The 16107-nt window shown below is 38.4% G+C and carries 8 protein-coding genes; all 8 read left to right on the forward strand.

Features of this window, described 5'->3' with window-relative positions; all coding sequences use genetic code 11:
• Nucleotides 1–38: 38 nt before the first annotated feature.
• The 8 genes from FEE95_RS15055 (at nt 39) to FEE95_RS15090 (ending at nt 16105) form a co-directional block, all read left to right on the forward strand.
• Nucleotides 39–1811 (forward strand): hypothetical protein, encoded by a 1773-nt coding sequence (locus FEE95_RS15055; RefSeq protein WP_138658825.1) that lies wholly within the window; start codon nt 39–41, stop codon nt 1809–1811.
• Nucleotides 1812–1943: 132 nt separating this feature from the next.
• The gene (locus tag FEE95_RS15060; protein WP_138658826.1) at nt 1944–3707 is read left to right on the forward strand and encodes a tetratricopeptide repeat protein; all 1764 of its coding nucleotides are present in this window, start codon (nt 1944–1946) and stop codon (nt 3705–3707) included.
• Nucleotides 3708–3980: 273 nt separating this feature from the next.
• Nucleotides 3981–5693, forward strand: coding sequence for a hypothetical protein (locus FEE95_RS15065; protein ID WP_138658827.1), 1713 nt, complete (start codon nt 3981–3983; stop codon nt 5691–5693).
• Between the two features lie 107 nt (nt 5694–5800).
• Entirely contained in the window at nt 5801–7675 is a 1875-nt protein-coding gene (locus tag FEE95_RS15070) for a tetratricopeptide repeat protein (protein ID WP_138658828.1), read from the forward strand.
• Between the two features lie 34 nt (nt 7676–7709).
• Nucleotides 7710–9584 (forward strand): tetratricopeptide repeat protein, encoded by a 1875-nt coding sequence (locus FEE95_RS15075; protein ID WP_138658829.1) that lies wholly within the window; start codon nt 7710–7712, stop codon nt 9582–9584.
• Between the two features lie 237 nt (nt 9585–9821).
• The gene (locus FEE95_RS15080) at nt 9822–10820 is read left to right on the forward strand and encodes a cadherin repeat domain-containing protein (RefSeq protein ID WP_138658830.1); all 999 of its coding nucleotides are present in this window, start codon (nt 9822–9824) and stop codon (nt 10818–10820) included.
• 45 nt (nt 10821–10865) lie between these two features.
• A complete protein-coding gene (locus FEE95_RS15085; protein WP_138658831.1) occupies nt 10866–13115 on the forward strand; it encodes a TrbJ/VirB5 family protein in 2250 nt (749 codons plus the stop codon).
• 557 nt (nt 13116–13672) lie between these two features.
• Complete coding sequence (locus FEE95_RS15090; protein ID WP_138658832.1) at nt 13673–16105, forward strand: TonB-dependent receptor; 2433 nt, start codon at nt 13673–13675, stop codon at nt 16103–16105.
• Nucleotides 16106–16107 lie beyond the last annotated feature (2 nt).

Consider the following 16107-nt stretch of genomic DNA (forward strand, 5'->3'; position numbering starts at 1 on the left):
AAGCAAACGATCAATTTTAACCCGCAAAACAAAAAGTGATGAAAACGCAAAACAGATTATTCAAACTTGTAATTTTATTTTTAACTATTAGTCTCGGCAGTGTCAGCTGTACCAAAGATGAAGTGATACCTCCAGTGGAGGTTATCGATACCGACAAAGATGGTATTATAGACAGTTTAGATAAATGCCCCAATGAGGCCGCTCCCGGAACTTCAGATGGTTGCCCCCTCAATATCGATGGAGGAGAGCTGGAACTAGGTGAAGGTTTAGATCCAGAAGATCTTGATCCATATCAAGGTGATATCGGTATTGTGGTCGATGCTAGAAAGGTAGCTAAAAAGGGCTACAAACCTGTCAAAGTGGTGCTCGATATTGAAGCCACTAGCGGCGATTATTCCCAGACCATTGAATTAAACGAATATGCCTTGATGGGGCAAATAAGGTTTTCTGTTGCGGATCTTAGTGCCATGGCATTGCAAGAACTGCAAGATGGGGTTCAGGTTGTTGCAACATTGCTTGATGCCAACGGTGCTACCATTTTGACCGAAAGTTTGAGCAAACTTTCTTTTTTGTCGAATCCCTTGCCAAACACCATTCAGGGTAACGAATTAGCAGATTTGAATACCGATGTAAATTTGATACCGAACACGCCTTATTACATACAAAAGGTTGTTGATGGGGTTCCTACCGGCACCGCCCTTTTCCAAAGAATGGTCCTAGGTGGGTTCGGAAATCATAATAGGATTATTAGTACGACTTCGACCCTTGATTTGAACGGCGATGAAGATAATGCCCTTTTCTATTTTGAGGAAGTTCCCAATAAGCCCAATCATTACAACATAAAGCATATTGGCACAAATAGCTATCTAAAACAAAGAGACAGAAGGATTCTCCGAGTTAGGAATACTAATGCAAATAGACTAGTGGATGTTGTGGAAGCTGGGCATAACAGTCCGCATTTACTCAACCATCAATTTATTATCAAAAAAGTGAATAGCGGTGAATATAGAATGACCGATGCCTTTGGCGCACCAATCCAAGTAACTACTGGGATAGGATTAACTTTAAACTATACTGATGCCAATGTATTTGGACCCACTTCGGATATCACTTTTCGTTTTGTACCGATGAACATTGACTGGAAAGTTGAAAATATCTCTGGAGGAACAGAGTACTTACCGCCAGTTTTACCTGCGGCATCTACTGGATTTAATTATAATGGCACCTTGATCAATTGCGGGCCTGGTACACTAACCGATGAGGTAGGAAAAGGCGAAGAAAAAGTAACACAAAATACGGTAGGATGGCAAGAGACGCTTTCCATGGCTTCAAGTTTCACTTCAGAGGTAACTATGGGTGTTTCATTGGAAGTCGAAGGCAAATTTTTCGGCAATGGAGCAACCTATTCTGCCAGCGCAGATTATACGAATAGCGCTACCGTGAGCAGTGCTGTGGAAAATACGGAGTGGGGCGAATCAACCGGTTCACATACGGAGACTTATTTCTCTACAAAAACCGTTGTTGTCCCTCCCAAAAGCGCTGTTTTGGTAGTAAACGCCTGGCACAGCTATAAAGATGTAAAAGTAAATATTGTCAAACGTTTAAGAGTCAAAGGAAATGAACACGATACTGGTGCGTCTTTAACAGGAGAACAAATCAGTACTCAATTTAGCGTTAATGGCTTTCAAGGTCATATTACTGAAATAGGAGCCGACTATATTGAAATTACCCTTAGAGGAGTAGCAACAATGGATGAAATTTACGAATCGTTTAGTAAAGTAGAAGAAGTAGACCCTATGTGTTCGAATTAAAAAAGATTTAAATTTGAGTTAGCTAGTTAAAACAGGCCTTCGGGCCTGTTTTTTATTGGGAGTTGGATGTAATTTAACATTTTAAAAAAAACAGTATCTTTAAAAACTTCCCCCCACCAAACCAAACCCACGATGAAAACAACACGCGTATTTCTACTATCTTCTTTTTGTATACTATTCTTGAACCTTTCCTATACCCAAGAATTTAGTGATACGAAGGAAAAAAGGGCTGATAGTATCGTAAAGCTGTTGCCCTACCAAAAAGACTCCGCATTAATGAAAAGCTATATTAAATTATTAGAACTCTATGATAGAAAAGACCCCGTAAAAGTAAAATTGTATTTAGACAAGGCCAAAGAGCTTGCCAAAACCTTTAATAATGTAAAGATCAATGCAATTTTAGCAATTATTGAAGGTAATTATCACTGGAGTATTTCGGAATTCAAAGAATCCAAAGAACCATTCTTTAAGGCCCTTGAATATTATAAGTTGGCAAAAAATTACTCACAAGTAGCTGCAGTTCATGCAAACTTGGGTGTTGCGCATAAAAATTTAGGGGAGACTAGTCAGGCCATTGATGCATACCTAAAAGCCCTTGAACTGTATAAAGCACTAAATACCGACGAAAAGAATTTAATGTCTCTTTACAACAATCTTGGCGTTATCTATGCCAAAATGGGGAATCTGAAAGTTTCAAACGAATACTATGAAAAGATTGAATCTATCGCTCAAGAAGTAGAAAGTGATTTTATGTTTCATTTAGCAAGGTCTAATCGAGCCACTAATTTGGTCGAGAGCAAAAATTACAAAGAAGCCTTGGAATTCTATTTGAATGCTATTCCCTATTTTGAAAAATATGATCGAAAATTATTTTTGGGTGAACAGCACTGCTTAATAGGGGCCCTCTATCTTGAAATGGATTCGCTGCAAAAGGCCGTTGTACATCTAGACAAATCTATGAAGCTGAGCAATGAGACCGGTGAAACGGCCATGCTGGGCATGGCCCAAGGTAAAATGGGTGAAGTCCATTTTAAAGAGGGTGCATATAGATCCGCCTTGGCAGAATTTCAGAAAAGTCTAGAAATCTCAAAACAAACTGCAAATAATATCGAGATTGTCAATGACTACCTTCACCTTTCAGAAACCTATGAAAAATTGGGTAATCTGCCCAAGGCCTATGAAAACCACAAATTATACTTCGCCATGTACGACTCCGTCTTTAGTCTAGAAAGCAAACAGAAACTGACGGATCTAGAAATCAAATATAAGACCGAAAAAAGCGAACAGGAGGTTAAAATAAAAGAAAAAGAAATTGTGGTTTTGGAGCAAGAAGCAAAAATCAGCGATCAACAAAAATGGCTTTTGGGTGGGGGTATGGGCCTTTCTTTAGTAGCCCTTGGTTTTGGATTTTACGGTTTTCGCCAAAGAACCAAACGAAATAAACTCGAAAAAGATAAGGTAGAGGCCGAGCTTGAATTTAAAAAGAAAGAGCTGACCGCGCATGCCCTTCACCTGGCCAAAAAGAACGAGGTGCTTGAAGGTCTCAAGCAAAAAGCCGCCGAACTCAAGAATACCGAAGGTGGTGGACAGGCCTATCAAGAATTGATACGAACCATCAATTTTGACCAACAAGATGATAAGGCCTGGGAAAATTTTACCCGATATTTTGAAGCGGTGCACAAAGATTTTGAGAAAGTAGCCGTTTCAAGATATCCTGATATCTCAAAAAATGAAATCCGGTTAATGGCCCTCTTAAAAATGAATCTTTCCTCAAAAGAGATTGCGAATATTTTGAATATTTCGGCTGTAGGTGTTAAAAAAGCACGGAATAGATTGCGTAAAAAAATGCAGTTAACACCTGAAGATTCTTTAGAGACCATGATAATGTCGATTTAGCGCATATTTTAAAACCTCTTGTAACGCCCTATTTATAGGGCTTTTTTTTGTTGTCACCCTTTTGTCACCCCTCCAATTTTCGTTGTAACCCTTTTGTCACCCCTAGTTTTTTTCTACGCTAAGAAGAGCGCCCTAGGTTTGTGGTGTTGATGGAAAGAAACCATCTAGACATCAACAACCGTTTTGTGGTCTTGCTCGGTTCGATACTGCAGATCTAAACCGAGTAGGTCACACAAAACAAACAATCAAATTTAATCCGCAAAACAAAAAGTGATGAAAACAAATTTTAAAAGTGTACGACGAATTTTAAGTATTTTTTTGACCGCCTTGCTGTTAACAAGTACGAGCTGCAGTAAGGATCCAGTTACACCGCCAATAGAAGAAATTGGGGAGCCCATAAATCCTGGAGATGGTAAAATAGAAACCGCACCAGGTATTGATATTGACGAAGTTGAAAAGGACAATGGCGAAGTAGGCCTTATGGTCAATGCCCGTGAAATTACCAAAAAAGGATACAACACCGCATTCGCAGATATTTTGGTGGAGGCAACCACTGGAAATTTTAGTCAAATTGATCTCCCAATAGACGAATTTACTAATATGGCTGTACTGCGTTTAGAAATTGACGACCTTACAGAAGAACAAGAAGCTGAACTTAGAGATGGCGTTGATTTGGTGGTTACCGTAAAAGATGACTCTAAAAATGTATTAGAGGTTTTAAATTTTACTAAAACTTCTTTTAGTGATAGCCCAGATGAATTAATAATGCCAGGAGAGGAATTGGAAGACCTTACCGATGTGGTGAAGTTTAAAAGTGGTATCCCCTACTATATTCAGGTGTATAGTGATGACGGAAAAGAAATTATAGGCGGGCCAGATAATAGAACATTTAACCATAATACTAGCTTATCTCAAAATATATACTTCCGACATTCTGCTGAAATTGATTATACCTTTGACACCTCTACAGCGTATTTCTTTGAAGAAATCCCAGGAAAACCAGGTGTATTCTCATTTGGCATTAAAGATGGACCGGAAGATAAGTTATATGCTTATATTACTGTCGATAGATCTGGCGAATTACAAATTCAGACCCGTGCAAATAGAAAAAAAAATGGGGTTAATACGAATACTTCAGATTTTCCTAATTACCAATTTCATATTGAAAAAGTAGGTCAAGGCATGTATACTTTTTCTACTGAACTCCCTTCATTTGATAAAGGTACTTTAAAAAGAGCAGGTGAACACGGTGGTAGATTTGGAATGTCGAGTACTAGGACTGAGCCAGCATACTTCAGAATTATTTCACTTGCCGTAGATTGGGATGTGCAGGAATTGGAAACCCGTTTTACACAACCTATTTTACCCCCCGCAAATACAGACGCCGCTTTTAATAGTACGTTACGTAACTGCAGTAGTGGAGAACTAGTACAAACGGTAGGCCAAGCGGAAACCTTAACATCCACAACTTTTACCGCTTGGGAAGATACTTTTTCTGTAAGTACCACCGATACTTATTCGATATCGGCAACCGTAAGTGCAGAAGTAGAAGGCAAATTCTTTGGGAAGAAAGCCACCGTAGGGTTACAAGTAACCGGAGGCTACCAATTTTCCAAGACCGAAACCGAAACAAATACAAGATCTGGTGGACTGGAAAATAGCCGAAGCGTAACCATTTCGACTGAACGAAGCATTACTGTACCTTCGCAACGTGCCACACAGGTTTCCGATCTTTACCAAACCTACAGAAACATCAAGGTACCTTTTGTTCAACGATTTAGAGTTAGAGGAGATTTCCAAGAAGATGGTAGCCCTTTAAGCGGCGAGGAAATCCTTACTCAATTCAACTTTAATAGTTTTTCTGGAGTAGTCACCGAAATAGGGTCTGACTTTATTGAAGTAACGATTAGAGGTACCAATACAATAGATCGCCTAATTGATACCCGTACTTCAGCGGATAATGTCGAGCCCAATTGCGGAAGTTAAATTTTATGATTTGAGTTCATTATTAAACAGGCCTTCGGGCCTGTTTTTTATTAAGCATACAGGTGATTTTAGAAAGAAAATGTATCTTTAAAACAAACCAAACCCGTATGAAACCCAAAATCATCTTTTGGTTTTTGTTTGTTTGTGTCATATCTCCCCCGCTCTGTGCCCAGCAAAATCAAAAACTGGACAGTTTACTGCAGATATATGAAAATCATTCTGACAATCAAGCGAAAGCTGATTTAATAAATGAAATAATTCAAATTGAACTCTACAGTAATCCAGTACATGTCAAAAATAGGATAGACGAGTATATTTCGTTGTGTAAAAAAATCAACTACAAAAAAGGAGAGGGTCAGGCATATTATAGAAAAGCAGGTTATTACAGATATAAAGGTGTTTTAGATTCAGCCCTGCACTTCTACCAGAAGTCAAGACAAATATATGAACCTCTCAACAATATTGGAGGAGTATTAAATGCCAACGTTGAATCTGCCTTAGTCTATACGGAGCAAAACAAGTTAGATTTTGCCTATGAACGTCTAAATCACAATATTGACTTATACGAGAATAGAGACAGTCTGGCCAATGGAAATAAAGGGTTCAAGTTTATTGGCACAACCTACCACGTATTAGCAAATGCCTATTTGGAGCAAGGCATGTATAATTTAGCGCTTAAAAATGAATTGAAAGCCTTGAAATTATATGAACTAACTGAGAATGAATTATATACTGCCGATGCCTTAAATACATTAGGCTGTATTGAAGGAGAATTAAAAAATTATCAAAATGCCTACACCTATCTTAAAGAGGCGAGTGAATCTTATGAAAAGCACAACGATGTTGCGAATCAAGTGGTTTCCCTAATTAATTTGGGAAGTGTTTATTTCGACATGGGAGATTATGATAAGGCGGCCCAGTATCAAAAGGAGGGAATTGAGGCAGTAAAAAAAACAAATCATAAGCCCAGAGAAGCAGTTTTATGGTCGGGTCTTGGAAATACTTATGAAAAGTTGAATAAGCTGACCGAAGCAATAGAATGCCAAAAAAAGGCAATTGAATTGAACTCTGAATTAGGTTTTACTAACGATATTTTATCACCCTATTCATCAATAGGCAACCTCTATGCTCAAATAAATGATTTTGAAAAATCAAAATACTTTTTAGACAAAGTAATCGAGCAAGCTGAAAGTAACAACCTCATAAAAGATGCATCTTTAGGTTACCAACGCAGATCAGTTTTATTTTCTAAAATGAAGCAATATGACCTTGCCTTAAACGATTATAAGAAGTTTAAGGCTTTCAAGGATAGTATGTTCAACACTTCGAAATCAAGGCAGATCGAGGAACTTCGTGCCATCTACGATACTGAAAAAAAAGAACAACAAATCGCTTTGCAGGAGCAGGAAATCACAGTTTTAGAACAAGAAGCATCAATTAGTGCCTTACAAAAACTTCTAATGGCGCTTGGGCTTTTATTATCACTATTAGGATTTTACGCACTTCGCCAAAAAATGAAGCGCAACAAACTTGAAAAAGAAAAAGTCGACGCCGAACTCGAGTTTAAGAAGAAAGAATTGACCACCCATGCCTTAAATCTTGCACGAAAGAATGAAACGCTTGAAAACCTAAAACTGAAGGCACAGGAATTGAAAGAAAAAGAAAATACGAGCACGGGCTACAATCAATTGATTCGCTCCATCAATTTTGACCTGCAAGACGATAATAATTGGGAGAACTTTTCGCGTTATTTTGAAGAAGTGCATAAAGATTTCAATAGTAATGTGAAAACCAAATATCCCAGCGTTACCTCAAATGAACTTCGGTTGTTGGCACTTTTGAAGATGAACTTGTCTTCTAAGGAGATTGCCAACATCCTCAATATTTCCCCTGAGGGGATAAAAAAAGCCCGCTATCGGCTTCGAAAGAAATTAGATCTTACTACGGAAGACTCTCTGCAAGATTTGGTATTGACTTTATGAAGGGATTCTAGACCCTCTATAAACAGGTGAAAAAATGAAAAAAAATCAACTACTTCTTTTCCTATTCTTAGTCGCTATCAATACCGTAATTCAAGGCCAGCAAAATCAGAAATTAGATAGTCTGATAAACCTATTGGAAAAATCAAAAGAAAGTGAAGAAAAGGCCGATATTTTGAATGAAATCATTCAAATTGAATTATATAGTCATCCAGTAGAAGTAAAAACCCGTATTAATGAACTAATTAAACTTTCTCAAAAGATTGATTATAAGAAAGGTGAAGCTAACGGCTATTATAGAAAAGGAGGGTATTTCCTAAATAAAGGTATTTTAGATTCCGCAGAATATTATCATAGTAAATCACTTAAAATACATACCGATATCAAAAACACTAAAGGCATTTTAAATAATAATGTCCAAATTGCCTTAGTATACATGTATCAAAATAAATTTGATTTAACCTACGAGCACTTAAATCGAAATATTCAACTATATGAAAATCGCGACAGTTTAAAACGAACAGATGACTTTAAATTCATTGGATCCACTTATCACACCTTTACCAATGCCTATGTAAAACAAGGCAGGTACAATATGGCCTTGAAATCTGAACTAAAGGCGCATAGACTATATAAAGAATTAGTTGATGACGAAATTTATCAGGCAGATGCTTTGAATTCTTTAGGGCACGTAGAAAACAGCCTAAATAATTATGAGCAGGCACTTATTCATCTAAAAGAAGCTAACACAATTTTTGCTAAACATGAAGATCATTTTTTTGAATTAATTACCCTTGTCAACCTTGGCAATTCGTATTATGGCCTAAAGAATTATCACAAAACGCAAGAGATACACAGAAAAGGTTTGAAGCTTGCGCAGGAACTTGAAAACAAAGGTTATGCAGCTTTACTTTGGGGAAATTATGGAAATACATTTGAAAAATTAAATCAGCTTGATAGTGCCATAATCAGTCAGAAGAAATCGATTGAATTATATACTGAGCTAGACAATAAAATGAGTATACTCCATCCTTATGTGAATCTTGGAAATTTATATAGAAAGACCAATAGATACAATGACTCAAAATACTATCTCGATTTGGTTATTCGAGAAGCTGGACCAAATAATCTGAATAAACTTCTAGCCTTGGCCTACGAATTCCGTTCTAACCTTAACGAAGACATTAATAAACCTGTATTGGCATTGGAGGACTATAAAAAATTCAAACAATATAAGGACAGCTTATTTGATACTTCAAAAACCCAACAAATAGAATCAATGCGAGCTCTATTTGAAACCGAAAAAAAAGAACAACAAATTGCTTTACAAGAAAAAGAGATAACGGTATTGGAACAAAAAGCATCAATAAGTAATCTTCAAAAATTACTGCTAGGTATTGGCCTCCTTCTCTCATTTATAGGTTTCTATGCAATTCGCCAAAAAATGAAACGAAACAAACTTGAAAAGGAAAAAGTAGATGCCGAACTCGAATTCAAAAAGAAAGAATTGACCACGCATGCCCTGAATCTGGCACGAAAGAATGAAACGCTTGAAAATCTAAAACTGAAAGCGCAGGAATTGAAGCAAAAGGAAAATACAGGAACTGGATACAATCAGTTGATACGCTCCATCAATTTCGATTTGCAAGACGATAATAATTGGCAAAACTTTTCACGGTACTTTGAAGAAGTGCATAAAGATTTCAATAGTAATGTAAAGTCAAAATACCCAAGTCTGACCTCAAACGAGCTTCGCCTTTTGGCACTTTTAAAGATGAATCTTTCTTCTAAAGAAATTGCCAACATCTTGAATATTTCCCCTGAAGGGATAAAAAAAGCCCGTTATCGCCTGCGTAAAAAGTTGGATTTAACTACTGAAGACTCTCTGCAGGATTTAGTCTTATCCCTTTAAAATAAGGCCCTGAAAGGCCTGTCTACCTTTTGTCCTTAAGTTAATTTTGAGGTGTCCACCTCTTGTCCACCCTTGTTTTTTTACTTCCTGAAACCAAGGCTATAGGTTTGTGGTGTCATTGAAATCAATCTAGACAATGACAACCGTTTTGTGGTCTTGCTCAGTTAGGTACTGCAGACTAAGACTGAGTAAGTCACACAAAACAGTATTTAAGTTTAACCACAAACAAAACGGATTATGAAAACGCAAAACAAGTATGTACTCTTGCCCCTTATCTTTTGCTTACAATTCTTTCTTAGCTGTAGCTCTGATGACGCTGATGAAGTGGACTTGATGCCAGAACCTGATCCTGTATATACGGTAAATGACCTTGATGCTACAATAGAGGAAAATCCAGAAGACGGTACCATCCTAGGAACCTTGACCACCGATTTACCGGGATCTTTAACTTTTACTAGCAGTAACCCTGCCTTGGGTTTTGATATTGCCTCACTCGAGGTAACTGTTGCAGATAAAGCTGCCTTCGATTATGAGTTGAATACTAACCTTACCGGTACCATTACCATTACCAATGGAGAAGACTCGGTTACCTCAAGCATTACGATAACCCTTACAGATTTTGTCGATGCTATTGAAGCCCATCTTACTATTTCTAAAGATGCGTATGCATCCGCATCATCAGGAGAGTGGATAGAGGTCACCAAGGATGAATTTGAAGCCTTGGAGAACCAGCTTGAAGAAATAAGCCATAGCGGAATTTCGCAAGAAGACTATGATTTTGATATAAATACTGCCGTAGGTTTTAGTGGAGGTAATAACGATACAAGGGGACGGACCGTTGCCCATGTTTCAGATGCCACCCTTCCTATAGGTAGTTACTTATTCGGTATTCGTTTCTACGCCGGTACAGGTATTTTCGAAGTAAGCGAAGGCAATAAGATAAAACTTTCTGAAACTAGTATCACTGGGGAATATTTCGACATTGGAAACCCCTTACCAGAGAAAACGAGTACGGAAAGAGAGGTCTTTTTTATACTCAAGGGAAATCTTACCGCGACTACAAATAGTGCCCATCTAGCCTTTTATTATGCTCCCAAGAATGGAGGAGGTCGTAAGGTGTCAAACGGGTTTCGATACGAAAGTAGCCGTGATGCCACAGATTTTGCTGGTGATCCCCGTCAAGGTCACACATATGCCTACCAAGGCCTGAGTACCACAAAACTACAATGGGAATAGAAGTATGAACCTAAAATAAAAAGATAACCACAAAACAAACGGATTATGAAAACGCAAAACAAATTAATAACAAGAGCGATGGTAGTGATACTAACTGTCATTATACTAGGCTGTAGTAAAGATAATCTCGCAGATGAAGTGATCGCCCAAGACGTATGTAAAACCGACCCCTGCGGCAACCCAGATATTTGTCCAGATGCATGCCCAACTCCGGTTGCACCTGAAGGAAGTATCACCAAAGATGATTTTTCAACGGAGGGAAATCGTGTTGATACGGACAACGGTTTTACCATCGACGGTAAATTAGATATGAAAACAGAGTCGGGAGAAACCATATCCTTCATCGATGCGGATGCAGAACTAGAATTTAACGAAGATGGATCGTTGAAAAACATCAGTGGAACGGTTGAGATACCTTCCCCTTCCAATTATTTTGAATTTGAAAATCCCGTAAAAGCTGATATTGGCTTCTTTACCGGTAAATACTTAAATGAAAACCGAAATTTTGAAATTAAACTAAAGGATACCATTTCCTATTTTGTATTTGCCATTTCAGTAGCTATCGAATTGAAAGTTGGTGTCAATGATGATCCTAATGCTACGAAACCCATTAGTATAAGTCCGCCTATAAGTGGGGGGCATATTACCTTAATCGCCGATTATAATGACCCCATGTATTTCTACTCCTTAGGAATCGATGGCTCCACAGGAAATAATAGCGGTGATGGAAACACAGATGATGATGACGAGCTTTCGGGGGTTAGTTTTGGCTTGTCTAAAAAAGGGCAATTGTTCTATGAACCCATATTACCTGTAGATAATGTGGTCAGCTTTGACGCAAAATCGGTAACTGGAGGCTCTTTTTCCTTCTGGGGAGTTTTAAAGACCAATGGCATGTATTATAAAAACAGTGGTTTCGACACGGATTTCAATCTGAAGGAACCTATGAATTCAACAATTACCGCTGGTTACAGGGCCGGCATCAACGGTACCATGAATTTTTCTGCGAATATCAAGAACATTGTATCCTTTAGTTTTCCCATGGGAAAAGGTAGTGCAGCGATAGTGGCCGAGGCAAATACCAAGGGCGAGATTGGAGCGCAAGCCTTCGTAAACGGATTGGTAGATCCCGATCTTTCTTGGTGGCCGACTTTCATACCTGTTACCCCAGATGGCAGTTTAAATGCCTATGGCTATGTTGAAGAAACCGGATTCTTTGATATGGGACTTTCAGGTGATCTTTCTTTGGAAATGCCAACAAAAACGAAAAGTATCGAAGGTGAAATGCAACTTACCCCAGAGGCCTTTACGATGAATGGTAAAGTAATAGACGGAGAAGACGAATGGGCTGCCAGGGCTATTTTCACCAAAGACGAAACACGCTGTATATCAACTCCTCCAGATAATTTTAGCGATGGTATCGCCGAAACAGTTACTGACCAAATCGACAATGCTATTGCCATTACTGAAAAGGCTATAGAAGAACTCAATAAAGCCGAAGAACAATATGAGTTGGAACTTAGTTTGAGAGGTCTACGAGAAGTGTTACCAGGAATAATAACTGAAGGAGAGAAAGCAATTGATGATGCAGCGCAGGCAGGAATCGATAGCGGTAATGCTATAATAAACAAATTCTTAAACGACAATGATCGTGTGCTCTGTAGTCATAACCTCTCTGGTCAAATAACATCTATTACGAGAGGACATAGAGATGCACTGACCCGATTAAAAAATGCAGTGGCAGATGAAAATGACAATGCGCAAACTAGAGCAGAATTAGAAGCAGCTTTACGCGATCTGGCAAGTATGGACAAAATTAATAAAACCTTTTCGGTAACAATTATACATGGAGGGACAGTTTTTAAATGTTCACGGTTTACTCGAACTGATACCAAAAGCGTAACTGTCAATGAAAGGATTCTAACAGCAAGTCAGAAAGCTATGCTTTTAGAAGCAGCAGACAATGTCAAACATATTCCTGAAGCAGACGGGATTCGAATTGATGCACAGCTTATTGTGAATCAATTGCCAACAGTCGAAGAATTGGAAAAGTTAAAAGGTGAGGTTACACAATGCGTGGCGGAGCTTACCGATGGACTGAGCGAAGCCGGTTTCATTTATAACCATGACAGTAAAGAATATAGCTTCTTTATAATTGTCAATGGTGAAGAAATAGAGGTAGATGGGTTCGACATATTCAAAAAAAATGAACTGATTGCCGTTGCCCGACCTGAAATAAACGGTTGCAATCCGGATGATGCCTTAAAGAGACTAATTGAAAAAGCTAGAAGATAGAATACAACAGTATTTGATAGTATTAATTGGTAAAAAACAAAAGCTCGGAACAGTCGCTCCGAGCTTTGTTATTTCTTTCCGGTAACCAGCCGGAAATCATTAAACCAAACTAACAAACCAATAAAACTTTATGTCCTATTTGAATCTTTAGACGTAGTTTAACCCACTTGCTTGCACTCAAATACGTTAAACTTTGTTAAAATGGAAAGTCGCAATTTGTTATGAAAATATATGTGGTCAAACCTTGGAACTTAGGAAAGAAAAAACAGCAGACCATCAAGTATCCAACTATCTGGGAGCTATTGCATCACTGCTACAATAAGAAAATAAAATGTCCGTTTTTAGGGTAGATGGGGACTCACTTTTATCGTTTTGTTAACAACACCGCACTTGAAATAATTCTTTCTTGCAATCATAATCCAACCAACCGACGAATTGAGTACAACTGGAAAACTGCGCGTAAAAGACCAAACCATTTGCGATACTATCAACCTCAAATTCAAAAGTTTTAGTTGATAGTAAATAGCAATTTTTACGAATCAAAAACCCGAACCAGTTTGACAAAAAACTACTATCTCACAACTTTTTTTCTAATCCTGCTTTTTCAAGGATATGCAAAAGACAACTCCGACTCCCCTTCCATTTCAAAGCCGCTCTATCAATCCGCTGAGTATACCGTTAGTGGATATATCACAGAAACCGGCAGTGGTGAAAACCTTTTAGGCGTTTCCATCTATGTTCCTAAACTAAAACTAGGAACAACTTCAAACGACTATGGCTTCTTTTCGTTAACCCTTCCAGAAGGAAACCACGAGGTTTATATTTCGTACATCGGATATGGTACTGAGATTAAAAAAATAGAACTCAACAAAGATACCGTCTGGGCTATTGAACTAACTACTTCCGCGGAATCATTAGAAGAAGTAGTTGTTACCGCAGACGAAAAAGTCAAGGAAAGCAAGGTCACCCAAATGAGTACGGTGAAGATTAATCCATCGGTCATTCAAGATGTACCTGCTCTTTTGGGTGAAAAAGATGTTTTAAAGACTTTGCAATTACTTCCTGGTATTCAGGCAGGGTCTGAAGGCAGTTCGGGTTTCTTTGTTCGCGGGGGAACTCCCGACCAAAACCTCATCGTTCTTGATGATGCTGTGGTCTATAATTCCAATCATCTCTTCGGGTTCTTTTCTGTTTTCAATGGGGATGCCATTAAATCAGTTGAGGCTTTCAAAGGAGGTTTTCCCGCTCGTTTTGGTGGGAGATTATCCTCTGTTATTAAAATAGACATGAAAGACGGAAACAAAGAAAAGCTATCCGGAAAATTCAATATCGGTCTAATTTCTTCTTCGGTATTACTGGAAGGTCCAATCAACAAAGGAAAGACTTCTTTTATTGTAAGTGGGCGCCGCACCTATGCCGATGTTTTGGCACGTCCTTTTATCAAAGCAGAAACTGAAGGAGAAGGCAATGGTGGCTATTATTTCGCTGACCTCAATTTTAAAATCCATCATATTTTCAGTCCCAAAGACAAAATCTATTGGAGCAATTACTACGGAAGGGATAAATTCTATGGTGAAACCAATGAGCAAAATTATGAAGATAAAGTCCGACTTGGTTGGGGTAATATCACCTCCACCCTGCGCTGGAACCACCAATACAACAATAAACTCTTCTCGAATACCTCACTTATTTTTAGCAATTACGAGTTTAAGGTGACCGGTGATTTTAAAGAGACCTTTCAAGATGGCGAGGTAGAAGAATCCTTCTTTAGAACCAGTTCAGGAATAAATGATTTTACGCTAAAAACCGATTTTGACTATTTCCCGAATAGCAAACACAGTATTAAGTTTGGAGCCTTGGCTACCAATCATAATTTTAAGCCCCAACGGATTTTAATCAAAGACGATTTCGCTGGAAACGTGGATGCTACCCAAGAACTCAATTCCTTTGAGGGCGCCGTTTATGCAGAAGATGATTGGAAGCTTACTGATAAATTACGCATATCTCCTGGTTTCAGATTAAGTTATTTCAAACAAGGGGATAAACAATATGTAAACCCCGAACCACGTCTGGCACTGGCCTATAACTATAAACCCGATTTGGCATTTAAGGCTTCCTATACGCGAATGAACCAATACATTCATTTGTTGTCTAGTTCTGGCATCGGACTCCCCACTGACCTTTGGGTTTCTTCCACAGATAGGGTTAAACCACAAACTTCTCAGCAATTTGCCGTTGGAGTGGCCAAAGATTTTTTTGACAAGGATTATTCGATTACCGTAGAAGGATATTACAAAACCATGGATGATGTTATAGCCTATAAAGAGGGAGCTTCTTTTCTAGCTATTGAGGATTTGGAAAGTGGAAAAACAACCAACTGGGAAGATAATATTACCGCTGGTAAAGGTTGGGCCTATGGAGGGGAAATCCTGTTAAGAAAACAAACAGGAAAACTCACGGGATGGTTAGGCTATACCCTTTCATGGTCTGAACGGCAATTTGATGAATTGAATTTAGGGAAGAAATTCTTTGACCGCTATGATCGTCGACATGATATTTCTTTGGTAGGTATTTATAAACCGCGCGACCGTATCACGCTTTCCGCTACTTGGGTTTTTGCAACTGGTAATAATTACACTTTGCCAAATTTGCAGCGTTTAGATACTCCCGATGGGTTCCCAATTCAAAATTCGAGCAATTTCTTCGGTGGTCAAACCCAACAGTTTTCCACACAACGAAATAATTTTAGAGGCGAATCAAGTCATCGTTTGGACTTAGGCATACAGCTGCATAAGAAGCTAAAAAAAGGACGCGAACGTACTTGGGGGTTTTCTTTATATAACAGTTACGCTAGGCAAAATCCGTTTATCTATACGACCGGGGATTCATTTTATAATTTTGACGACCCCAATGCCACGGTTGAGAATGAACTCACCCGAACCTCTGTGCTGATGTTGATTCCTTCCTTTAATTACACTTTTAAATTTTAAGC

This window comes from Maribacter algarum (ex Zhang et al. 2020) (genome assembly GCF_005885635.1).
Lineage (GTDB): Bacteria > Bacteroidota > Bacteroidia > Flavobacteriales > Flavobacteriaceae > Maribacter_C > Maribacter_C algarum.